Origin of the sequence: Paracoccus sp. (in: a-proteobacteria) (genome assembly GCF_035556475.1) — a bacterium.
Lineage (GTDB): Bacteria > Pseudomonadota > Alphaproteobacteria > Rhodobacterales > Rhodobacteraceae > Paracoccus.
In genome coordinates this window covers 1-21,714 of the sequence record NZ_DATMFA010000022.1, presented here as the reverse complement: position 1 = coordinate 21,714, position 21,714 = coordinate 1, and the positions used below count along the sequence as shown (strand labels likewise).

Here is a 21,714-nt window from a genome sequence, read left to right as displayed (position 1 = left end):
CACGGGGCGTTTCCAATTGCTTCAGGCGGTGAGGAATTCAAGACTCAACTGGTTGAAGGTCTTGGGATCTTCGAATTGCGGCCAATGGCCAACCCCTTCCATTTCGACATATTCCGCGTTTGGCATCAGCCTGGAGACGATCCGGGCTGTGCGCAGATACTCATCGGCATCTGCCAACGATCCCACCACGAGCGCCGGGGCGGTGATCGACCTCCAATCATCGTCCTTCAGCAGATTGCGTTCCCGGATTTCGGGATCCTGTAGCGCAAGAATATTGATCATGCCGCGCTTCATCTCGGGCATCCGATAGATGGCCTGGCGGTGGGCGACCAGATCGTCGATGCGGCTTTCCTCTTTTGCGAGGAGTTTGTTGAAGATCGCCTTGACGTTGTCCCATGAGGGATCGTCCACCGCCTTGGTCCGCTGCGAGATGATGCGCCCGCGATTTTCCGCCGAGGAGAAATAGCCCGAAGCCGAAAGCAGAACCAGCTTGTTGACACGCTCGGGATGGCGCAAGGCGATGGTGGCCGAGATCCATGCCCCGAGCGAGCAACCCATCAGATGGGCACGGTCCAGCCCCATGGCGTCCATGAAGCCGATCACATGCGCCATGTAATGCTTCACCTCCAGCGGGTGATCCGGCTTGTCAGTGAAGCCGCAGCCGACCATGTCCAGCGCATAAAGGTCGAAATCCTCGGCATGGGCCCGGAAATTGGACGAGAAGGCTTCCCAATGGCCCGCGGTGCCATGCAGCATGACGATCGCGGGCTTGCCCCGGGTGCCGGCATGGGCATAGCGCGTATTCAGACCGTTGACGCGCGTGAAGCCCTGTTCAAAGGCCGTTTCGCGCAGCCCTGTCCAAAGCGAGCGGTAGTCCTGGTTTTGTTCGATCATGGCGATACTCCGCGTTCAGCCTTGTTTGTCTTGCGGCAGGCAGATGCCACCGCCGATCACGCCCATGCCGGTGATCCAGGTTGGCACGGCCTCGTAGCCCACGGTCCTTATGTCGCGGCCCCAGGCCGCGGCCGCGGCCAGCCAGGTGCGCAACTCATGCGCGCCATTGCCAGCAGCCTCCTCGATTTCGGCATCGGACATGAGATGCAGCGGCTCGAAGTTTCCGGTCTCGACCAGATTCAGAAACCAAGCATCCCACGCTTCGGAAACCTTGCCCGTGCGTTTTTCGGCGCGGCGTTCCTTCGAAACGCGCTCCTTCTCGGCATTCACCTCGCGCGAGCGTTCGCGGCCGTTGATGATGTAGTCGCGGGTATTTTCCGGGGTAGCCGTGTCGTCGGCAGACATCTTTGGCAGGAAGTGCGAAAGCCCGCCGGAACCCATGACGATGACATTCATCTCCGCCGGAAACGAGCGGATTGCTTCGCCGACCACGCGGCCGAAATCCATGACGCGGCGGTAGGTCGGCCGCGGACCGCCCTGGCAGTTGATCATGATCGGCACGACCGGAATGTCGAGCGCCGGGTTGACCGCTGCATAAGGCTGGGTGTGGCCATGATCCACACACATGTTCAGCGACACCGCCGGATCGAAGCCCGAGGACATCAGCCGGTCAAGCACATGCTTGCCCAGTTCCCGCTGCACCGGCAGGGGACCGGCCGGACTGTCATAGTCGCCGTATCCATCCAGCTTTTCCACGCCAATGCAGAATTGCGGCATCTGGTCATAGAAGAAGTTGCGATAGTGATCCGGCCCGAACAATACGATTGCGTCGACCTTCTGGCCGTTGAACTTGCGCAGTCGTTCGACCGCCGCGACGAAGGCTGCGCCTGGACCCTCCAGATCCCGCGAGAGATCCCAGGACGGAGAATGTGACAAGGCGGCAATGCCGACAAGATTGGCCATTTCTAATACTCCGGGGTTGAGAAGAAGGCCCGCCGGAATGCACCCGGCAGGATAGTGAGCAGAAAACGAAGCCTTTGCGCTATTCCTCGAAGACCGCTTCGCGCGACCTGCGCAGGCCCGGCAACGTGACCGCCAGCACAAGCAGCACCGCCATGATCAGAAGCGAGAGCGAGATGGGCCGCGTGACGAAGATCGAGTAATCCCCCTCCGAGACGGTCAGCGCTCGCCGCAGGTTCTCCTCCATCATCGGGCCAAGGATAAAGCCAAGGATCATTGGCGCCGGCTCGCAATTGCAGCGCGACAGCAGATAGCCCAGCAGGGTAAAGGCGCCGAGCAGGAGAATCTGGAGGGCATTGCCACCCTCGGAATAGACCCCAATCAGGCAGAACATGATGATCGCCGGAAAGAGCAGCTTGTAGGAGATCGTCAGCAGCTTGACCCATAGCCCGACCAGCGGAAGGTTCAGCACGACCAGCAGCAGATTTCCGATCCACATCGAGGCGACGAGGCCCCAGAACAGCTCGGGTCGGTCGGAGATGACGGCCGTGCCGGGCGCGATGCCGTGGATCATCATTGCGCCCATCAGCAATGCCATGATCGGATTTGACGGCAGCCCCAGTGTCAGCAACGGGATGAAGCTTGTCTGCGCCCCGGCATTGTTGGCGGCCTCGGGCGCTGCAACCCCGGCTGGTGCGCCCTTGCCGAAGCTGGCCGGATTCTTCGACAGCTTCTTCTCAAGCGTATAGCTCGCAAACGAAGCGAGGATGGCCCCTCCGCCGGGCAGAATGCCAAGGATCGAGCCGACCAACGTGCCCCGGACTGCGGCAGGCGCCGCGTCCCGCACCTCCTCACGCGTCGGATAGATGTCGCGCAGCGAGGTCTTGATCGAGCCCAGCGTCGGCTCGGGAAATTCCAGATTTCGCACCACTTCGACCAGACCGAACAGGCCGATCGAGATGGCAAGAAAGCTGATGCCCTCCCAGAGTTCGGGCAGCTCGAAGGTGAAACGCTGCTCGCCCGAATTGATGTCGATGCCGACCAAGCCAAAAAGGAACCCGATCAGCATCACTGCGATGGCCTTGAAGATCGAACCGTGGGCAAGGACGATGGACATGGTCAGGCCCAGCACCATCAGCGAGAAATAGTCGGCGGAATGAAACAGCGCGGCGACCTTCGCGAGCGAAGGCGCAAAGCCGGCAATCAGCAGTGTCGCCACGGTCCCGGCAAAGAACGACGCAATCGCGGCGATCGACAAGGCAGCCCCGGCGCGCCCCTTCCGGGCCATCTCGTAGCCGTCGATCGCGGTCACGATCGAGCCTGCCTCACCCGGCATGCGGACCAGGATTGCCGCGGTGGATCCGCCATATTGTGCACCGTAATAGATGCCGGCCAGCATGATCAGGCCCGAAAGCGGATCAATCCCGAAGGTCAGGGGCAGCAACATCGCCACCGTGGGCACAACGCCGATGCCCGGCAATACGCCCACCAGCGTGCCCAGAAGACAGCCACAGAATGCGTAAAGGATATTCTCGAGCGTGGCCGCGCCGGAGAACCCGATGGCGAGATTGTTCAACAGGTCCATCATGTCAGAACCACCACAGGTCGAAGGGCAGGCCCAGGCCCAGCACAAAGACGACCGCCAGCGCAGCCGGCAACAGGATGCTCTGGCCAAGCAGGTATGGCAGCGAGGGGCGACCCATCCCGAAGGTCGAAAGCAAGACGACCGCGACACTCGCCGGGATGAAACCAGCTGGCTCGACAAGCAAGGCAAACAGACCCACCGCGCCCATGACCACGAGGATCGGACGCAGCTTGATGCCTCCCACACGCGGCGACGCGATCCAGACGCTTCGCAGCATTGTGATAATGCCAAAACCGAGAATGAGCCAGCCGAGGGCGCGGGGCAGATATCCCGGCCCCATCTCGGCCGAAGTGCCGGGTTCCAGCATCCGTCCAAACCACAGTGCGGAACTGCCGATCAAAATGAATATCAGTGCTGCAAGCAGATCTTGCGATAACCGAACGTTTAGCACCTTGCTCCTCCCCAGGCTTTTCAGATCATTGGGGAAGGCGCAGTCATGCAGACCAAGATCAAGAAAGTGACCAGCTCCTTCTCCAAGAGCAGGGCAGGCTCTACTTCAAGCAGGCTTCATTATCAATATGAAAAATAGCTCTATCGAATTGTGGGATTTCTGAGACTCACCTGCTTCTGCCTTGCAGGTGACCTGCGGGTTTCATCAGCATCTCGAGGAATCCAAGAGCGTGGCCGTGATCCGGCCGCTCTGGCGGATCTTGAGATACGTCGCGTCGATCCAGAGGGGGTATTCACCTCGATCGGACGGGTGAGGGAAAGCCTCGACCCCCTTGTCGTTTCCTTACAGAACCGACTGATGCCCCGACCGCAAACAGGGCGAGGCCCCATTTATGAAGCCTCCCCAAGACCTGGTCCTGATCTGCTGTTTCAGATTGCCGAGCAGATGTATTTGATCTCGAGATAGTCCTCGATGCCGTGGTGAGAGCCCTCGCGGCCGAGACCCGATTGTTTGACCCCGCCGAACGGAGCCACCTCATTCGAGATCATGCCGGTATTATGGCCAACCATACCATATTCCAGCCCCTCGCTGACGCGAATGACCCGGGCATGGTCGCGGGTATAGAAATAGGCGGCCAGTCCAAAGATAGTGTCATTGGCCAGCCGCAAGGCTTCGTCCTCGGTCTTGAAGCGGAACAGAGGGGCCAGCGGCCCAAAGGTTTCCTCTTGCGCCACCTTCATCGCCGGGGTCACCCCGGTCACGACGGCAGGTGACATGTAGAGCCCGCCCAGACGCTTGCCCCCTTGCACCAGCTCTGCCCCTTTCGACAGCGCATCGGCAATATGATCCTCGACTTTCTGCAGCGCCTTTTCCTCGATCAGCGGGCCAAGATCGGTGCCCTTCGTGATCCCGTTTCCGACTCTCAAACCCGCAACGCGCTCGGCCAGCTTCTCGGCGAAGGCATCGTAGACACCGTCCTGGACCAGAAAGCGATTGGCGCAGACGCAAGTCTGCCCGGCATTGCGGAATTTCGAGATGATCGCCCCTTCGACCGCCGCATCAAGGTCGGCATCGTCAAAAACGATGAAGGGCGCGTTGCCCCCCAATTCGAGGCTGACTTTCTTGATCGTCGGTGCGCATTGCGCCATCAGCAGCCGGCCCACCTCGGTCGAACCGGTGAAGGACAGCTTGCGCACAATATCGCTTTCGGTCAGTGCCTTGCCGATCCCGGTCGAAGATCCCGTGACGATCTGCAACACGCCTGCCGGTATCCCAGCCCGCTCGGCCAGCGCGCCAAGCGCCAATGCGGTCAGTGGCGTCAGGTCGGCTGGACGAACGATCATCGTGCAGCCCGCCGCCAATGCCGGACCGACCTTGCGGGTGATCATGGCCGCCGGGAAGTTCCACGGCGTAATTGCTGCCGTGACGCCAATCGGCTGCTTCAGCACCGTGATGCGTTGACTCGTCAGCGGCGCGGGAACGGTCTCGCCATAGATGCGCTTGGCCTCTTCGGCAAACCACTCGATGAAGGAGGCGGCATAGATCACCTCGCCCCGCGCCTCGGCCAGCGGCTTGCCCTGCTCGGAGGTCATGATCAGCGCAATATCTTCGGCATTGGCGACTATCAGCTCGAACCATCTGCGCAGAACGCCCGAGCGGTCCTTGGCCGTACGCGCCGCCCAAGGTTTCTGCGCCTGCTCGGCGGCCGTGATCACCTCGGCGATCTCATCGTGATCAAAGCGAGGCACTTGCCCCACGACCGATCCATCGGCCGGGTTGGTGACATCGATCAATCTGCCCGACACGCTTTGCCGCCATTCTCCATTCACGAGGCAGGCTGAACGCAGAAGCGACGGATCGGCGAGATGAAGCATGGTGTATTCCCGGTTGGAGCGGATGAAGCCAAAGGCGTGGCGGCGATAGAAGTTCATTGACAGGCTGTTGTGTTCGATATTATGAACAGTAATCAATATACCGAACGATGGGACATTAGAAAGCCTGGCGCCTTCTGTCAACTTGTCAGAGCCAGTCGCACCTGTCGGAAACGAAGGCCTGTCCTTACAAGCCGGGACGAACGAGGATCGAGTCATGGACAACCTGTCTGCTCCGCGTCAGAAGCTTGTGGTGCCAGCCCTTGGCCGTGCGGTGGCAGTGCTTGACCTTTTGGCGGAGGAGACGGGGCCCTTACGCCTGTCGGAATTGTCGCAACGCCTCCAGATTGCGAAAAGCACGCTGCATGGCCTGTGCGAAACCTTGGTGCGGCTCGGGCTATTGCAAGTCGAGGCCGGGGGGTTTGCTCTCGGTCCGCATGTGCTGCAATGGAGCGCGGCTTATCTCGGCCGCAATGATCTTGTCCGCGCCTTCGACCATCTGATGACGCAGGATATGCGGCTGGCCGATTATACGGTGACACTCTCGGTACTGGACCAGGCGGATGTCGTTTACATCGGCTGCCGCAACTCGGTGCGGCCACTCGGCTTCACCTTTCGCACCGGCATGCGCGTGCCTGCAGTTTTCTCGGCCACAGGCAAGGCGATTCTGTCGACGCTTGCCACCGCCGCGCGGCAGGCGATCCTGCCAACGACCTGGCCCGAGGCCTTTACCCCGGCCAGCGTCTCTGACGCCCAAAGCCTCGAGACGCAGTTGGATGAGGCGGCGGCACGGGGCTTTGCGCTCGATTGCGGCGAAATCCGGGTGGGAATGGTCTGTGTCGGCGTGCCGATCCGCGAGGCTGGAGGGGCAGTGGCTGCGGGTCTGGCTATCTCGATGACCGAGGCCGAGGCCGAGATGCACGGTCCTGCTCATTTCGCCGAGATCGCTCGGGATCTTGCCAGTCGGCTCGCGTTTCATAACCCCTGACCGGGTAATGTGCGGACTGCATCGGCGGCCTCGAGCGGCATTCTCCCCTCGAGGGTAGGGTCAGATTGCGCCAATGCGCTCCTCGACAACAAAGGTCTGCATGGACTTGGCGACGGCCGTGACCCCACCTCCAGCTGCGGCTTTTCCAGCCGCCCGCGTGACCGATCCCGGTGGTAGCCCTCGAAAATTCCATACCCCCGCTACAATCCCGACCCTCTCAACGAAGTGGGAGTGCATCCGAATTCCGACCGAAAGGCGCGTGTCATCGCCGTGGCATCGTCATATCCGCAACGGCTGGCGATCTCCGAGATGCTCTGGCGGCTGTATTCAGCCAGCCGTCGCGCCTCGCGCAACCGGATGGCGCGATAGACGGCCTGCGGGGTCATGCGAAGACGGTCGCGAAACAATGTTTCCAGACGCTTGCGGCTCAGCCCGGCGCGGGCGGCGATCTCGGGGATCGGCAGGGGTGCCTCGATGTTGCGACGCATCAGCGACACCACGGCATGGACGGCGGCGTCGGGCGTGGCGCGGTATTGGCTGGCGTGCTCTCGGGTGCCGTGCATGAACAATGCGGCGACCTCCAACGCCAGCATGGAGCCGTGCTGTTCGCCGATCAGATGCAGGATGAGGTCGAAGGCCGTGGTCACGCCGCCGCAGCACAGCCGGTTGCCGTCGATGGTGAAGCGGTCCGAGATGACCTCGACCTCGGGGAAGGTCTCGGCCAGGGTGCCGATCTCGTCCCAGTGGATGGTTGCGCGACGCCCATCCAGAAGGCCGGCTGCGGCCAGCAACCATGCGCCGGTATCCATGCCGACCAGCATGCCGTAGCGCCGCGCGGCGGCGCGCAAGGCGTGCAGACAGGCGACCGAGGCATGGGCACGAAAGCCGTAGCTCGGCATGACGATCAGGCAATCACCGCCGTCCACATGACGCAATGCGGCCTCGGGCGTCACCGGCAACCCGCTGGAGGACTGCACCGGCGCCCCGTCGATACCAAGGAAGCGCCAGCGATACAGCGATTTGCGCGAAAGGGTATTGGCGGCGCGCAATGGCTCGATCGCATTGGCCAAACAATGGTTCGAGAAATGGTCGAAGAGCAACACGTCGACCTGCCAAGCTGGATCTTTTTCATTCCAACTCTGCATGACCATTGGCCAATCCTGCATGATGCCCTCCGCCGAGATGTTCCATCCTGAAGTCGAATCGACAAGGGGTTTCTTCATGGATTTCGGGCTGGACGATGAACAGCAGATGATCGTTTCCACCGTGCGCAGTTTCGTGGAAAACGAGATCTACCCGCATGAGGTGCTGGTCGAACGGACGGGTCAGGTGCCGCGTGAACTTGGCGAAGAGATCAAGCGCAAGGTCATCGAACTGGGCTTCTATGCCTGCAACTTCCCGGAGGAGGTCGGTGGCGCCGGCCTGTCGCATCTGAGCATGACGCTGGTTGAGCGCGAGCTGGGTCGCGGCTCGATGGCGCTGACGCATTTCTTTGGCCGGCCGCAGAATATCCTGATGGCCTGCAAGGACGAGCAGCGCGAACGTTACCTGCTGCCCACCGTGCGGGGCGAGCGGATGGACGCGCTGGCCATGACCGAGCCTGACGCGGGTTCGGACGTGCGCGGCATGAAATGCACGGCGGTGCGCGATGGCGGCGACTGGGTGGTGAATGGCTCGAAACACTTCATCTCCGGTGCGGAACATGCGGATTTCTTCATTGTCTTCGTGGCGACCGGGTTGGACGACACGCCGCAGGGACCGAAAAAGCGCATCACCTGCTTTCTGGTCGATCGCGGCACGCCGGGATTCGAGGTGCGCGACGGCTACAACTCGGTTTCGCATCGCGGCTATCGCAATTACACGCTGTATTTCGACGGTTGCCGCCTGCCGGATACGCAGGTGCTGGGCGAGGTCGATGGCGGCTTTGCGGTGATGAACGAATGGCTCTATGCCACGCGATTGACGGTCGCGGCCTTCTGCGTCGGGCGGGCGAGGCGCTGCTTTGACCATGCCGTCAGCTATGCGGCAGAGCGGCAGCAGTTCGGCCAGCCCATCGCCCGGTTTCAGGGCATCAGCTTCCAGATCGCGGACATGATCACCGAGATCGACGCCGCCGACTGGCTGACGCTTTCCGGCGCGTGGCGGCTGGACCAGAACCTGCCCGCGAACCGCGAGATTGCCAGCGCCAAGCTTTATGCATCCGAGATGCTGGCCCGCGTCACCGATGCGACGCTGCAGATCCATGGCGGCATGGGGCTGATGGACGATTTCCCTGTCGAACGCTTCTGGCGTGATGCCCGTGTCGAGCGGATCTGGGACGGCACGTCAGAGATCCAGCGCCATATCATCGGGCGCGAGCTGTTCCGGCCTTTGGGGGCGTGATGGAGCGGTTGTTTCGTCCCCGCTCTATCGCCGCCATCGGTGGCAGCGGGTGGTGCGGGAATATCATCAGCGCCTCCCAGCGCATCGGCTTTGATGGGCCGATCTGGCCGGTCAACCCCGGCAAGGCCGAAATCGGCGGGCTGCGCGCCTTTGCCCGGCTGGCCGACCTGCCATCGCCCCCGGACGCGGTCTTTGTCGGCGTGAACCGCGACAGCTCCATTTCAGTGATGACCGAGTTGGCGACGATGAGGGCAGGCGGCGCGGTCTGCTTTGCCGCCGGTTTCCGCGAGGCCACCGCCGAGCTGGCCGATGGCGCCTCCATGCAGGAGCGCCTCGTCGCGGCAGCGGGTGACATGCCGTTCCTGGGACCGAACTGTTACGGTTTCATCAACGCGCTGGATGGTGCTGCGCTCTGGCCCGACCAGCATGGCTGCGAGCGCGTGGACCGGGGTGTCGCCATCATCACCCAGTCCTCGAATATCGCGATCAACCTGACCATGCAGCGGCGGGGCCTGCCGCTCGGCTATGTCGTTACCCTGGGCAATCAGGCCCGGTTGGGCTTTGCCGAGGTCGGAAAGGTGCTGCTGGCGGATCCGCGCGTCACCGCGCTTGGCCTGCATATCGAGGGCATCGGCGATGTGCCCGGCTTCGAGGCGCTGGCCGCCACCGCGCGTGCTTTGGGCAAGCGCATCGTGGCGCTGAAGGTCGGCGCCTCGGCGCAGGCCCAGACGGCGACGGTGTCGCATACCGCCTCGCTGGCCGGGTCGGATGCGGGTGGCCGTGCATTGCTGCGCCGACTGGGGATCGCGCAGGTCGACAGCCTGCCGGCCCTGCTGGAAACGCTGAAGCTCTTGCATGTGGCGGGGCCTCTGGCCTCGCGCCGCATCGCGTCCTTGTCCTGTTCGGGCGGAGAGGCCAGCCTGATGGCCGATGCCGGACTGGCGCATGGCGTGGAGTTTCCCGCGCTGAATGCGGTCCAGAAATGCGCCCTGCGCCAGGCGCTCGGGCCCAAGGTCGCGCTTTCCAATCCGCTGGACTATAACACCTATGTCTGGGGTGACCGTGACGCGATGGCGGCCTGCTTTCGCGCTGTCGCCGACCCGACATTGGCCATGGCCTGCGTCGTGCTGGACTTTCCCCGCGCCGACCGATGCACGGTCGGCGCGTGGGACGAGGTGGTGGCGGCGATGGATGCCTCCCTGACCGGCAGCCCGGCACCCGCGATGCCGCTGGCGCTGATCGCCTCGCTGCCCGAGAACCTGCCGGAGGAGGTCGCGCGGCGCTGCATCGCCATGGGCATCACCCCGCTTTGCGGCATAACGGAAGCGATGACCGCCATCGCGCTTGCCGCGAGCCCGCTGCCCGGCAAACCTGAGCCGGTCTGGCCCCTGCCCCCCGATCCGGCGGTGTTGCCCGCGCTCATGACCGAGGCGCAGGCCAAGGCCGAGCTGGCGGCCCACGGTCTGCGCGTCCCGGCCTCGCGCCGGGTAACCTCGCCCGAGGAAGCCGCTGCCGAGGCGCCCGGCTTTCCGGTGGCGCTCAAGGGCGAGGGCTTTGCCCATAAGACCGAGGCTGGCGCCGTCGTCCTGAGCCTGAACGATGCCGAGGCGGTCAGGGCAGCGGCACGCCGCATGGGCGCGACATCTTTCCTGATCGAGGAAATGGTGACCGGGGGCCTCGCCGAAATCCTGATCGGCGTCACGCGCGACCCGGCGCATGGCTGGCTGCTGACCATCGGTTCCGGCGGTGTGCTGACCGAGCTTTTGCGCGACAGCGCCTCGGCTCTGCTTCCGGTCTCGCGCGATGACGTGATCGCCATTTTGCGCGGGTTGAAAATCTGGCCGCTGCTGCAAGGCTGGCGCGGCGCGCCACCCGCCAACCTGGATGCCATCGCCGATGCCGTCATGGCGGTGCAGGACTATGTTCGCACCACGCCGGGACTGACCGAAATTGAAATCAACCCGCTCATCTGCCGCGAACACGATGCCGTCGCCGTAGATGCGCTGATCCGAAGGGAGCTGCCATGAACCCGATCCGAACCGAGACGCGCGGTCATGTGCTGGAGGTCACTCTGAACCGGCCCAAGGCCAATGCCATCGACCTTGCCACCAGCCGCATCATGGGCGAGGTCTTTACCCGTTTCCGCGATGACCCCGACCTGCGCGTCGCCATCCTGACAGCCGCGGGCGAGAAGTTTTTCTGCCCCGGCTGGGACTTGAAGGCGGCGGCGGGCGGCGATTCAGTGGATGGCGACTATGGTGTCGGAGGGTTTGGCGGCTTGCAGGAGCTGCGCGGTCTGAACAAGCCGGTGATCGTGGCGGTGAATGGCATCTGCTGCGGCGGCGGGTTGGAACTGGCGCTGTCGGGGGACATCATCCTCGCCGCTGAACATGCGCGTTTCGCTTTGCCCGAGATCCGCTCGGGCACCGTCGCCGACGCGGCCTCGATCAAGCTCCCGAAGCGCATCCCCTATCACATCGCGATGGAGATGCTGCTGACCGGACGCTGGCTGGATGCCGATGAGGCCGCGCGCTGGGGCCTTATCAACCGCATCCTCCCCGCCGACGGGCTGATGGCCGCCGCCCGGGCGCTCGCCGACGAACTGTCCTCGGGCCCACCGCTGGTTTTCGCAGCGATCAAGGAAATCGTCCGCGAGGCCGAGGACATGAAGTTCCAGGACGCGCTGAACCGCATCACCAAGAGCCAACTGGAGACCGTCGAACGGCTCTACCGTTCCGAGGATCAACTGGAAGGGGCGCGCGCATTCGCCGAGAAACGTGATCCGGTCTGGAAAGGGCGCTAGCTGCGCCGAGTCGCCCGAATGGTCTGTCCGAAGCTCGCACGATAGGCACGGGCCAACGTGGTGGCAGAGGAAAACCCGGTGCGCGCCGCGATCTCATCCAGAGTATGGCCCGTCTCGATGGCCAGCGCGCGGGCGTGGGACATGCGGATGGTGCGATAATAGCCGCCTGCCGCCATGCCCAGATGCTTGTGGAACAGCCGGTCCATCGTGCGCGGCGACAGTGCCGCACGCGCGGCGATCGCGGCCAGCGGCTTTGGGTTTTCCGCGGTCTCCCGCATGGCCAGCACTGCGCGCTGAAGACCGGGGGGCAATGCGCGGTCCACCATCCGGTTGCTGCCGCTCTCCGGCATCCGCATCTGGCTGCGGCCAAACATATTGGCAACGTCATAACGCAGCGCCTCGTCACCGTGGCGGCCGATCAGATCCAGCGACCATGAGAGCACCCCCTGCGCCCCGCCGCAGGTCACGGTATTGCCGTCGGCGACCCATTCGGACTGCACGACATCGACCTCGGGGAAGGCTTCCGCCATGGCCTGCGCCTCCATCCAATGAATGGACGCGCGACGCCCCGCAAGCAGCCCAGCCTCGGCCAGCAGCCAGGCGCCGGTGTCGATCCCGCCAACCACCGGAAGGCCACGCCCCTTGGAACGCACCAGTTGCAATGTCTCGCGCCGGGCATGATCCCGCGCTCCATAGCCCGCGACCACGATCAGCCCATCCGTCGCACCGACGCGGGATAGGGGGATATCCACCCCCAAGGACAGGCGTGAGGAGCTGACCGCCGGCCCACCATCGACCGAGGCGACCTGCCATGAAAACAGCCGTTTCCCGCTGAGATCGCGGGCCGCGCGCAACGGCTCGATCGCGCTGGCCAGCACCATGTTGGAAAAGCCGTCGAGCAGCAGGAAAGTCAGGTGAAACGGCGATATTGACTGCATAAGCAAATATTATGGCCTAATTCGCATATCATGCCAGCCAAATCCTCGTAACCTGAAGGGAATACTTCTCCGAGGAATCAGATGAATCACGACGTCTTCATCACGTGCGCCGTCACCGGATCGGGGCAGAGCCACAAGAAATCCCATCTCGTGCCGATCACCCCCGCCCAGATCGCCGATGCCTGCATCGAGGCCGCCCGGGCCGGCGCCGCCATCGCGCATGTGCATGTCCGCGATCCCGAAACCGGCGCGCCCTCGCGCGATCCGGCGCTGTATCGCGAGGTGGTGGAACGGGTGCGGTCCTCGGATGTGGACGTGGTGCTGAACCTGACGGCTGGCATGGGCGGCGACATCGTGCTGGGTTCGGCCGAGGCGCCGCTGCCGCTGTCGCCGCAATCCGACATCGTCGGCGCCACCGAGCGGCTGGTCCATGTCGAGGAGCTTTTGCCCGAGATCTGCACCCTCGACTGCGGCACGATGAATTTCGCCGAGGCCGATTACGTCATGACCAACACGCCCGGCACCCTGCGCGCCATGGCTGCCCGCATTCAGGCTGCCGGGGTGCGCCCGGAAATCGAGGTCTTCGACACCGGCCATCTGTGGCTGGCTAAGACGCTGGTGGACGAGGGGCTGATCGACGATCCGGTGATGATCCAGCTTTGCATGGGCATTCCCTACGGCGCGCCCAGCGACCCGAACAGCCTGATGGCGATGGTCAACAACATCCCGCCGGGCTGGGTCTATTCCATGTTCTCGATCGGGCGGATGCAGATACCCTATGCCGCACAGGCGGTGCTGGCCGGGGGTAATGTCCGCGTGGGTCTTGAGGACAATATCTGGCTGGATCGCGGTGTCCTGGCCCGCAACGGCGATCTGGTCGAACGCGCCGCGACGATCCTGACCAATATGGGATGCCGTATCCTCGGCCCGGCCGAGGTCCGCGAAAAGCTGAAGCTGACCCGCCGATAAACGGACGGGCGCCACAATAGGGGGAGAAGAAAGTCATGACCATCCACAAGGGAATCTCGCGTCGTGGCCTGCTTGCAGGTGCGGCGGGAATCACTGCGGCAGGGCTGATCCTGCCGCGCGGGGCGCGGGCGCAGGCCACGCCGCAAAAGGGCGGACAGTTCCGTATCGGTCATTCCGGTGGCGCCACCTCGGACACCATCGACCCGGCGACCTTTGCCGCCGGCCCGGTGGTGACGGCGATGCTGGCAGTCTGCAACAATCTGGTCGAGATCGACGCCAAGGGCCAGGCCGTGCCCGAACTGGCCGAAAGCTATGAGCCCGATGCCGAGGCGCGCATCTGGACCTTTCGCATCCGCGATGCCGCTTTCGGCGACGGGCGCAAGGTCACCGCGCGCGACGTCATCGCCTCGTTCAACCATCACCGGGGCGAGAATTCCGTCTCGGGCGCCAAGGGGGCGCTGGCGCAGGTCAAGGATATCCGCGCCGATGGCGACAATGTGGTGGTGTTCGAACTGGAAAGCGGCAATGCGGATTTTGCCTTCCTGACCTCGGACTATCATTTCATCATCATGCCCGCCAAGGAGGACGGCTCGCTCGACTGGCAATCGGGCCTTGGCACCGGCGGCTATACGCTGGTCGATCACGAGCCCGGCGTGCGCATCACCCTGAAGCGGCGCGACGACTACTGGAAGCCGGACCGCGCCTGGTTCGACGATGTGACGCTGATGACCATCAACGACCCGACCGCGCGGCAGAACGCGCTGATGACGGGCGAGGTCGATGCGATCAACGGCCCGGACCTCTCGACCATCCACCTGTTGCAGCGCCGGCCCGGGATCACCATGGTCGAGACGACGGGAACCGCGCATTACACCATGCCGATGTTCTGTGACGCGGCGCCCTTCAACGACGTCAACGTCCGGCTGGCGCTGAAACATGCCATCAACCGCGACGAAATCGTCGAAAAGGTGCTGCGAGGCTATGGCAAGGTCGCCAATGACAGCCCCATCACGCCGGCGAACCGCTATTTCTCGGCCGACCTGCCGCAGAACAGCTACGATCCCGACAAGGCCAAACACTATCTGAAACAGGCCGGGCTCAGCGAGCTTTCGGTGGACCTGTCGACCTCGAACGCGGCCTTTACCGGGGCGGTGGACGCGGCGCAGTTGTTCCAGCAATCGGCCAAGGCGGCGGGCATCAATATCAACGTCAAGCGCGAGCCCGAGGACGGCTACTGGTCCAATGTCTGGCTGAAGAAACCCTTCTGCGTCGGCTACTGGAACGGCCGCCCGACCGAGGACGACATGTTCAGCCTCGTCTATGCGCGCGGCGTCGAATGGAACGAAAGCCATTGGGACAATGCCCGCTTCAACGAATTGCTGTTGCAGGCCCGGGCCGAGCTGAACGACGATCTGCGCCGCGAGATCTATGCCGACATGCAGGGGCTGGTCAGCCAGGACGGCGGCACCATCATCCCGGTCTTCGTCAATTATGTCGATGCGCATAACGACAAGGTGGCGCATGGCGAGGTGGCGGGGGATCGCTTCTTCGACGGCTGGAAGCTGGTCGAAAGGTGGTATGCGGCATGAAGATCGCGGCAATCGGCGGCGGCGTGATCGGCGGAGGCTGGATCGCGCGCTTCATCCTGAACGGGCATGACGTCCATGTCTTCGACCCCCATCCCGAGGCCGCCCGCATCGTGGGCGAGGTGCTGGCCAATGCCAGCCGCGCCTATGACCGGCTGTTCCAGGCGCCGCTGCCGGAGCCCGGCCGGCTGATCTGGGCCAAAACCGTCGCCGATGCCGTAACGGGCGCGGATTTCGTCCAGGAAAGCGTGCCGGAGCGGCTGGACCTCAAGCATCGCGTCATTGCCGAGATCGCGGCGGCGGCGCCTGAAACGGCGCTGATCTGCTCCTCGACCTCGGGGTTCAAGCCCTCGGAACTGCGGCAGGGCGCGCGGCATCCCGACCGGATCCTTGTCGCGCATCCCTTCAACCCGGTCTATCTGCTGCCCGTGGTCGAGGTCGTGGGCGGCGGCGAGGCGGCGGATCGTGCCTGCGCGATCCTGACGGCGATCGGCATGAAGCCCGTCACCGTCGCGCGCGAGATCGACGCCCATATCGGCGACCGCCTGCTGGAAGCGGTCTGGCGCGAGGCGCTGTGGCTGGTCAAGGACGGCATCGCCACCACCGAGGAAATCGACGACATCATCCGCTTTGGCTTCGGGTTGCGTTGGGCGCAGATGGGCCTATTCGAGACCTATCGCATCGCCGGCGGCGAGGCCGGGATGAAGCATTTCCTGGCCCAGTTCGGTCCGGCGCTGAAATGGCCCTGGACCAAGCTGATGGATGTTCCCGATCTGGACGACGCGCTGATCGACACCATCGCCAGCCAGTCGGACGCCCAGTCCGGCGCCCATTCCATCCGCGAACTGGAGTGTATCCGCGACGACAATCTGGTCGGCATCTTCCACGCTCTGAAGGCCAATGACTGGGGGGCCGGCAAGACGCTGCGCGAGGCCGAGAACCGGCTTTATGCCCGTCAGGTCGAGGCGCCCTCGGGCTATCCCCTGCGCCTGCACCGGGCGCGGGTCGGTGGCTCGTGGCTGGACTATAACGGCCATATGACCGAATTCCGCTATCTGCAGGTCTTCGGCGATGCGACCGATGCGTTCCTGATCCATATCGGTCTGGGCGAGGCTTATCGCAATGCCGGCTTCTCGGCCTATACGGTCGAGACCCATATCCGCCATCTGGCCGAGATCGGCGCGAACGAGCAGCTGATGGTCGAAACCCGGCTGCTGGGCCATGACGCCAAGCGCATCCGCCTGCATCACGCCATCCTGCGCGAGGACGGCACCGAGGCCGCCACCGCCGAACACATGCTGATGCATGTCAGCACCGATCAGGGCCGCGCCACCCCCTTGCCCGACGGGCTGCTGCAAGCGCTGGACCGGATCGCGGCGCAGGACGCCGGCGCCCATCCCGATCACGCAGGCAGGGGCATCCGCGACATCCGCCCGCGCGAGGTCGCGACATGAGCGGCGGGCCGCGCGACCACCCGCTGCGCCGGATGATCCTGATGCGGCTGGGGATCGGGCTGTTCACGCTGCTGGTGATCTCGGTTCTGGTGTTTCTGGCGGTCAGCCTGCTGCCGGGCGACATCGCCCAGCAGATCCTGGGCCAGTCGGCGACCACGGAAACCGTGGCGGCGCTGCGCCGGGAACTGGGCTTGGACCAGCCGCTGATCACCCGCTATTTCGCCTGGATCGGCGGCATCCTGACCGGGGATTTCGGCCGCTCGCTGGCCAATGGCCGCCCGGTCGCCGACCTTCTGGCGGCGCGGCTGGGCAATACCATGCTCCTTGCCGCCTATGCGGCGGTGATCGCGGTGCCGCTGGCGGTGACCCTTGGCCTGCTGGCGGCGCTGTGGCGCGGATCGTGGTTCGATCGCTGCGTGAACGTGATCAGCCTCTCGGCGATTTCGTTCCCCGAGTTCTTCATCGCCTATATCCTGATGTTCTGGCTGTCGGTGCGGCTGGGCTGGTTCCCGTCGATGGCCGACCCCGGCGCGAACCCTTCGCTGGCGGACCTGCTGGGCAAGGCCTTCCTGCCCGCCGTGACGCTGGTGCTGGTCGTGACGGCACATATGATGCGGATGACACGGGCGGCAGTGGTCAATGTGCTGGGCGCGCCCTATATCGCCATGGCGCGGCTGAAGGGCGTGTCGCGCTGGCGGATCATTACCCGGCACGCGCTGCCCAATGCGCTGGCGCCGATCATCAACGTCATCGCGCTGAACGTCGCCTGGCTGATCACCGGCGTCGTCATCGTCGAGGTGGTCTTCGTCTATCCCGGCCTCGGCCAGCTGATGGTGGACAGCGTCAGCAACCGCGATATGCCGGTGGTGCAGGCCTGTGCGCTGATCTTCGCGGCGGTCTATGTGTTGCTGAACCTGATCGCGGATGTGCTGGCCATTGCGACCAATCCGCGCCTGCTGCATCCGAGGTAAGACATGACACTTGCCTCGCTGCGGCAGATCCCGCCTACCGCCCTGCTGGGGCTGGTCCTCATCGTGGCCTATGCGCTGGTCGGCATTCTCGCCCCCCTGATCGCCCCCTATGGCGAGGCGCAGATCGTCGGCGACCAGTTCCTGCCATGGGGCGGAGATTACCTGCTCGGCACCGACAATCTGGGCCGGGACATGCTGTCGCGGCTGATCTGGGGGGCGCGCAATACCGTGGGCGTCGCCTTGCTGACGACGCTGCTGGCCTTCCTGCTGGGGTCGATTGCCGGGCTTCTGGCCGCGGCGCTGCCCGGCTGGGTCGATATGCTGCTATCGCGGCTGGTCGATGTGCTGATGGCCGTGCCCTCGCTGATCTTCACGTTGCTGGCGCTGTCGGCGCTGGGGCCGGGGATCTGGAACCTGATCATGGTCATCGCCGTGCTGGACGCCACCCGGGTCTTCCGGCTGGCCCGGGCCTCGGCAATGAACATCATGGTCATGGATTATGTCGAGGCCGCCCGGCTGCGCGGCGAAGGCACATGGTGGATCATCCGCCATGAGGTTCTGCCCAATATCACCGCGCCGCTGATCGCCGAGTTCGGGCTGCGCTTCTGCTTCGTCTTCCTGACCATCTCGGCGCTCAGCTTTCTGGGGCTGGGATTGCCGCCGCCGATGGCCGACTGGGGCGGCATGGTGCGCGACAATGCGGCCCTGATCACCTTCGGCGATTCCACGCCGCTACTGCCCGCCGCCTGCATCGCGCTGCTGACGGTCTCGGTCAATTTCGTGGTCGATTGGCTCTTGCACCGCGCCTCGGGCCTGAAGGAGTAAACCATGCTGCTCGACATCCGCGACCTGAAGATCGAGGCGAGGGGCGAGGCCGGCTGGACCCCGATCCTGCACGGGGTCGATCTGACCGTGAACCAGGGCGAGGTGGTCGGGCTGATCGGCGAATCCGGCGCCGGCAAATCGACGCTGGGGCTGGCCGCAATGGGCTATGTCGCGCCGGGGCTGCGTTTCGCGGGCGGCAGCGTGCGTTTCGACGGCACCGATCTGCTGGCCTTGCCGGATGCCCGCCGCGCCGCCTTCCGGGGCCGCCGCGTCGCCTATGTCGCGCAATCGGCCGCGGCCAGCTTCAATCCGGCCTGGCGGCTGATCGACCAGTTCTGCGAGGGGCCGAAGATCCACCATACCGCCTCGCGGTCCGAGGCCGAGGCCCTCGCCCGCGAACTCTACGCCCAGATGTCGCTGCCCGAGCCCGACCGGTTCGGGTTGCGCTTTCCGCATCAGGTCTCGGGCGGGCAGTTGCAGCGGGCCATGGTCGCCATGGCGATGGCCTGCCGCCCCGATCTGATCGTCTTTGACGAGCCGACGACGGCGCTGGACGTGACCACGCAGATCGGCGTGCTGGCCGCGATCCGGCAAGCGGTGGAAAGCTACGGAGCCGCCGCGATCTATATCACCCACGATCTGGCCGTGGTCGCGCAGATGGCCGACCGCATCAAGGTCATGCGCCACGGCCGCGAGGTCGAGGAGGCGCCGACCCGCGAGATGATGTCCGCCCCGTCCCAGGACTACACCCGCTCGCTTTGGGCAGTGCGCGAGTTTCGGCGCCCGGCGCGGGAACTACCCGGCGGAGGCCCGGTGATCCGCGTGGCCGGGGTGACGGCAAGCTATGGCACGCGGAACGTGCTGGAGGATGTCGATTTCGCCGTGCCAAGCGGGGCGACGGTGGCGGTAGTGGGGGAATCCGGCTCGGGCAAATCCACCACGGCGCGGGTCATCACCGGCCTGCTGCCGCCCAGAGCCGGTCGGGTCGAGCTGGACGGCCAACCGCTGCCCCCGCGCCTCGCCGACCGCTCGCGCGAGCAATTGCGCATGGTGCAGATGATCTACCAGATGGCCGATACCGCGCTGAACCCGCGCCAGACCATCCGCCAGATCCTGTCGCGGCCGCTGGGTTTCTATCTGGGCCTGACCGGCCGCGCCCGGGACGAGCGCCTGCACCAGCTGATGGACCAGATCGAGCTGGAGCCGAGGCGCTTTCTCGACCGCCGCCCGGGTGAACTGTCGGGTGGGCAGAAACAGCGCATCGGCATCGCCCGCGCTTTGGCCGCCGAACCGCGCTTCATCATCTGCGACGAGGTGACCAGCGCGCTGGACCATTTGGTGGCCGAAGGCATCCTGAGGCTGCTGAGCCGGCTGCAGGACGAACAGGGGCTGTCCTACATGTTCATTACCCATGACATCGAAACCGTTCGCGCCATCGCCGATGAGGTGGTGGTCATGCGCAACGGACGGGTGATGGACAGCGGCACGCGCTCGGCGGTGATGGACCAGCCCCGGCACGATTATACGAGGCAGCTTCTGGCCTCGGTCCCGCAGCCCGATCCCGATTGGCTGACCCGGCGCATCGCCGAGGGTGTCCGATGATCCGCGATCCGCAGGTGCTGGATTTCATCGCCCGGACCGAGGCCGCTTATCCCGCCGACGCGAACCAGGCCAGCGCCGCCGATAATCGCCGCCACTATGACGCGATGTGCGCCCGCTTCCGCGCCCCGCGCCCCGATGGGCTGGCAGTCATGGATCGCCGCGTCGCGGGCGTCCCCTGCCGGTTTTATGGCGCACCGTCCGAAGTCTTCGTGCTTTACCTGCATGGCGGCGGCTTCATGGTCGGCGGTCTGGACAGTCATGACGATATCTGCGCCGAGATCGCGGATGCCACCGGCTTGCAGGTGATTGCGGTGGATTACCGGCTGGCGCCCGAGCATCGCTGGCCCGCGCCCCTCGCGGATGTGCAGGCAGTCTGGCGTGCGATCTCACGCCCCGGGATCGTGGCCGGTGACAGCGCCGGCGGCTTGTTGGCGGCGGCGCTGTGCCTCTCGGAACGCGGCGGGCATCCGCCACTCGCGCAGGTGCTGATCTATCCGGGGCTCGGGGGCATGGGCGATGCGCCGTCCTATGCCGAGAACGCCGAGGCACCGCTGCTGCGGACCAGCGACCTTGTTGTCTATCGTCGCGCGCTGCACGGCGACGAGCCGCCAACCGACCCGATGGCCGCGCCGTTGCTGGTATCGGACCTGCGCGGCTGCGCCCCCGCATTCATCATCAGCGCCGACGTAGACCCCCTGCGCGACGACGCCAGGCTTTACGCCACGCGGCTGCGCGAGGCGGGCGTGCCCGTGCGCTATCGCAACGAGCCGGAACTCCCCCACGGCTATCTGCGGGCCCGGCGCGAAAGCGACCGCGCCCGGCGCAGCTTTCAGACCATCCTCGCCGCGATCGGCCTCTCCGCAGGACATACCGGACCGGGATGGCCTGCCGCGTGACATATTCTTGAAGGAACTCCATGACGCGGCGACGACATCGACACGCTGGTCGCGGGCGGGGCGAAAAGCCTCAGCCTTGCGGCAGGCGCATCAGCTCGATCCGGGTGCCCTGCCCCAGATGGACCTGGTTCCGGGCGATCCGGGTCATGCGCGAGGTGCCCTCGGGCGCGCCGGTATTCGGGTTCACGTCGAATTTCGGATAGTTCGAGGACGAGATGTCCAGCCGCAGCCGGTGCCCCTTGGCAAACAGGTTCGCCGTGGCGAAGGGGTTGATCTCGATCTCCATGATCCCTTCATCCGGCGCGACCGGCTCGGGCCGGTCCCAGCCCTTGCGATAGCGCAGGCGGAAGATCCCGTCCGAGATGATCAGCGCATAGCCGCGCGGGTAATCCGGGCTGGGCGGATAGACGTCGACCAGCTTCGCGGTGAAATCCGTGTCCGGCGCATCGGTCGAAACCTCAAGCCGAACCACCACCGGGCCGACCACGGCCAGATCCTCGGCCAGCGGCGCGGTCTCGAAGCTCAGCACGTCGGGGCGC

Annotated in this window: 19 protein-coding genes; 11 read left to right on the top strand and 8 right to left on the bottom strand. The window is 64.7% G+C overall.

Annotation, left to right across the window (positions count from 1 at the left end; genetic code table 11):
* Positions 1-21 precede the first annotated feature (21 nt).
* The 5 genes from VNQ78_RS02835 to VNQ78_RS02815 all read right to left on the bottom strand — a co-directional run bounded on the left by VNQ78_RS02835 (position 22) and on the right by VNQ78_RS02815 (position 5,764).
* A complete protein-coding gene (locus VNQ78_RS02835) occupies positions 22-894 on the bottom strand; it encodes an alpha/beta hydrolase (RefSeq protein ID WP_325686379.1) in 873 nt (290 codons plus the stop codon).
* A gap of 15 nt (positions 895-909) precedes the next feature.
* Entirely contained in the window at positions 910-1,857 is a 948-nt protein-coding gene (locus VNQ78_RS02830) for a hypothetical protein (protein ID WP_325686376.1), read from the bottom strand.
* A gap of 79 nt (positions 1,858-1,936) precedes the next feature.
* The gene (locus VNQ78_RS02825) at positions 1,937-3,442 is read right to left on the bottom strand and encodes a tripartite tricarboxylate transporter permease (protein WP_325686374.1); all 1,506 of its coding nucleotides are present in this window, start codon (positions 3,440-3,442) and stop codon (positions 1,937-1,939) included.
* 1 nt (position 3,443) lies between these two features.
* On the bottom strand, positions 3,444-3,890 hold the full coding sequence (locus VNQ78_RS02820; protein ID WP_325686372.1) for a tripartite tricarboxylate transporter TctB family protein: 447 nt from the start codon (positions 3,888-3,890) through the stop codon (positions 3,444-3,446).
* A gap of 428 nt (positions 3,891-4,318) precedes the next feature.
* Positions 4,319-5,764, bottom strand: a complete 1,446-nt coding sequence (locus VNQ78_RS02815) for an NAD-dependent succinate-semialdehyde dehydrogenase (protein WP_325686370.1) — start codon at positions 5,762-5,764, stop codon at positions 4,319-4,321.
* Between the two features lie 214 nt (positions 5,765-5,978).
* Here VNQ78_RS02815 and VNQ78_RS02810 point away from each other — a divergent pair, with 214 nt between their 5' ends.
* The gene (locus VNQ78_RS02810) at positions 5,979-6,749 is read left to right on the top strand and encodes an IclR family transcriptional regulator (protein WP_325686368.1); all 771 of its coding nucleotides are present in this window, start codon (positions 5,979-5,981) and stop codon (positions 6,747-6,749) included.
* 200 nt (positions 6,750-6,949) lie between these two features.
* On the opposite strand, the gene VNQ78_RS02805 is transcribed toward VNQ78_RS02810, so the two are convergent.
* Complete coding sequence (locus VNQ78_RS02805; protein ID WP_325686366.1) at positions 6,950-7,900, bottom strand: GlxA family transcriptional regulator; 951 nt, start codon at positions 7,898-7,900, stop codon at positions 6,950-6,952.
* Positions 7,901-7,970: 70 nt separating this feature from the next.
* Here VNQ78_RS02805 and VNQ78_RS02800 point away from each other — a divergent pair, with 70 nt between their 5' ends.
* From VNQ78_RS02800 to VNQ78_RS02790, 3 genes are read left to right on the top strand one after another with little or no spacing between them, the layout of a single operon-like run.
* Positions 7,971-9,131, top strand: a complete 1,161-nt coding sequence (locus VNQ78_RS02800) for an acyl-CoA dehydrogenase family protein (RefSeq protein WP_325686364.1) — start codon at positions 7,971-7,973, stop codon at positions 9,129-9,131.
* Positions 9,131-11,158, top strand: a complete 2,028-nt coding sequence (locus tag VNQ78_RS02795; protein ID WP_325686362.1) for an acetate--CoA ligase family protein — start codon at positions 9,131-9,133, stop codon at positions 11,156-11,158. The genes VNQ78_RS02800 and VNQ78_RS02795 overlap by 1 nt, the downstream gene beginning before the upstream one ends.
* Positions 11,155-11,934, top strand: a complete 780-nt coding sequence (locus VNQ78_RS02790) for a carnitinyl-CoA dehydratase (protein ID WP_325686360.1) — start codon at positions 11,155-11,157, stop codon at positions 11,932-11,934. Before VNQ78_RS02795 ends, VNQ78_RS02790 begins: the two co-directional genes overlap by 4 nt.
* Here the strand turns inward: VNQ78_RS02790 and VNQ78_RS02785 are convergent.
* The gene (locus VNQ78_RS02785; RefSeq protein WP_325686358.1) at positions 11,931-12,872 is read right to left on the bottom strand and encodes a GlxA family transcriptional regulator; all 942 of its coding nucleotides are present in this window, start codon (positions 12,870-12,872) and stop codon (positions 11,931-11,933) included. The genes VNQ78_RS02790 and VNQ78_RS02785 overlap by 4 nt on opposite strands.
* Before the next feature lie 81 nt (positions 12,873-12,953).
* On the opposite strand from VNQ78_RS02785, the gene VNQ78_RS02780 reads away from it, so the two are divergent.
* Genes VNQ78_RS02780 through VNQ78_RS02750 form a run of 7 tightly spaced genes read left to right on the top strand, consistent with a single transcriptional unit; the run spans position 12,954 to position 21,175 of the window.
* Positions 12,954-13,841, top strand: a complete 888-nt coding sequence (locus VNQ78_RS02780) for a 3-keto-5-aminohexanoate cleavage protein (protein WP_325686356.1) — start codon at positions 12,954-12,956, stop codon at positions 13,839-13,841.
* A gap of 35 nt (positions 13,842-13,876) precedes the next feature.
* Entirely contained in the window at positions 13,877-15,430 is a 1,554-nt protein-coding gene (locus VNQ78_RS02775) for an ABC transporter substrate-binding protein (RefSeq protein WP_325686354.1), read from the top strand.
* On the top strand, positions 15,427-16,881 hold the full coding sequence (locus tag VNQ78_RS02770; protein WP_325686352.1) for a carnitine 3-dehydrogenase: 1,455 nt from the start codon (positions 15,427-15,429) through the stop codon (positions 16,879-16,881). The genes VNQ78_RS02775 and VNQ78_RS02770 overlap by 4 nt, the downstream gene beginning before the upstream one ends.
* Positions 16,878-17,852: an ABC transporter permease gene (locus VNQ78_RS02765; protein WP_325686350.1), complete on the top strand. Its 975-nt coding sequence runs from the start codon at positions 16,878-16,880 to the stop codon at positions 17,850-17,852. Before VNQ78_RS02770 ends, VNQ78_RS02765 begins: the two co-directional genes overlap by 4 nt.
* 3 nt (positions 17,853-17,855) lie before the next feature.
* Complete coding sequence (locus VNQ78_RS02760) at positions 17,856-18,677, top strand: ABC transporter permease (protein ID WP_325686348.1); 822 nt, start codon at positions 17,856-17,858, stop codon at positions 18,675-18,677.
* A 3-nt stretch (positions 18,678-18,680) separates the two neighbouring features.
* A complete protein-coding gene (locus VNQ78_RS02755; RefSeq protein ID WP_325686346.1) occupies positions 18,681-20,279 on the top strand; it encodes an ABC transporter ATP-binding protein in 1,599 nt (532 codons plus the stop codon).
* Entirely contained in the window at positions 20,276-21,175 is a 900-nt protein-coding gene (locus tag VNQ78_RS02750; RefSeq protein WP_325686344.1) for an alpha/beta hydrolase, read from the top strand. Before VNQ78_RS02755 ends, VNQ78_RS02750 begins: the two co-directional genes overlap by 4 nt.
* A gap of 70 nt (positions 21,176-21,245) precedes the next feature.
* On the opposite strand, the gene VNQ78_RS02745 is transcribed toward VNQ78_RS02750, so the two are convergent.
* A partial coding sequence (locus VNQ78_RS02745) for a CocE/NonD family hydrolase (protein ID WP_325686342.1) occupies positions 21,246-21,714 on the bottom strand: 469 nt, incomplete at its 5' end.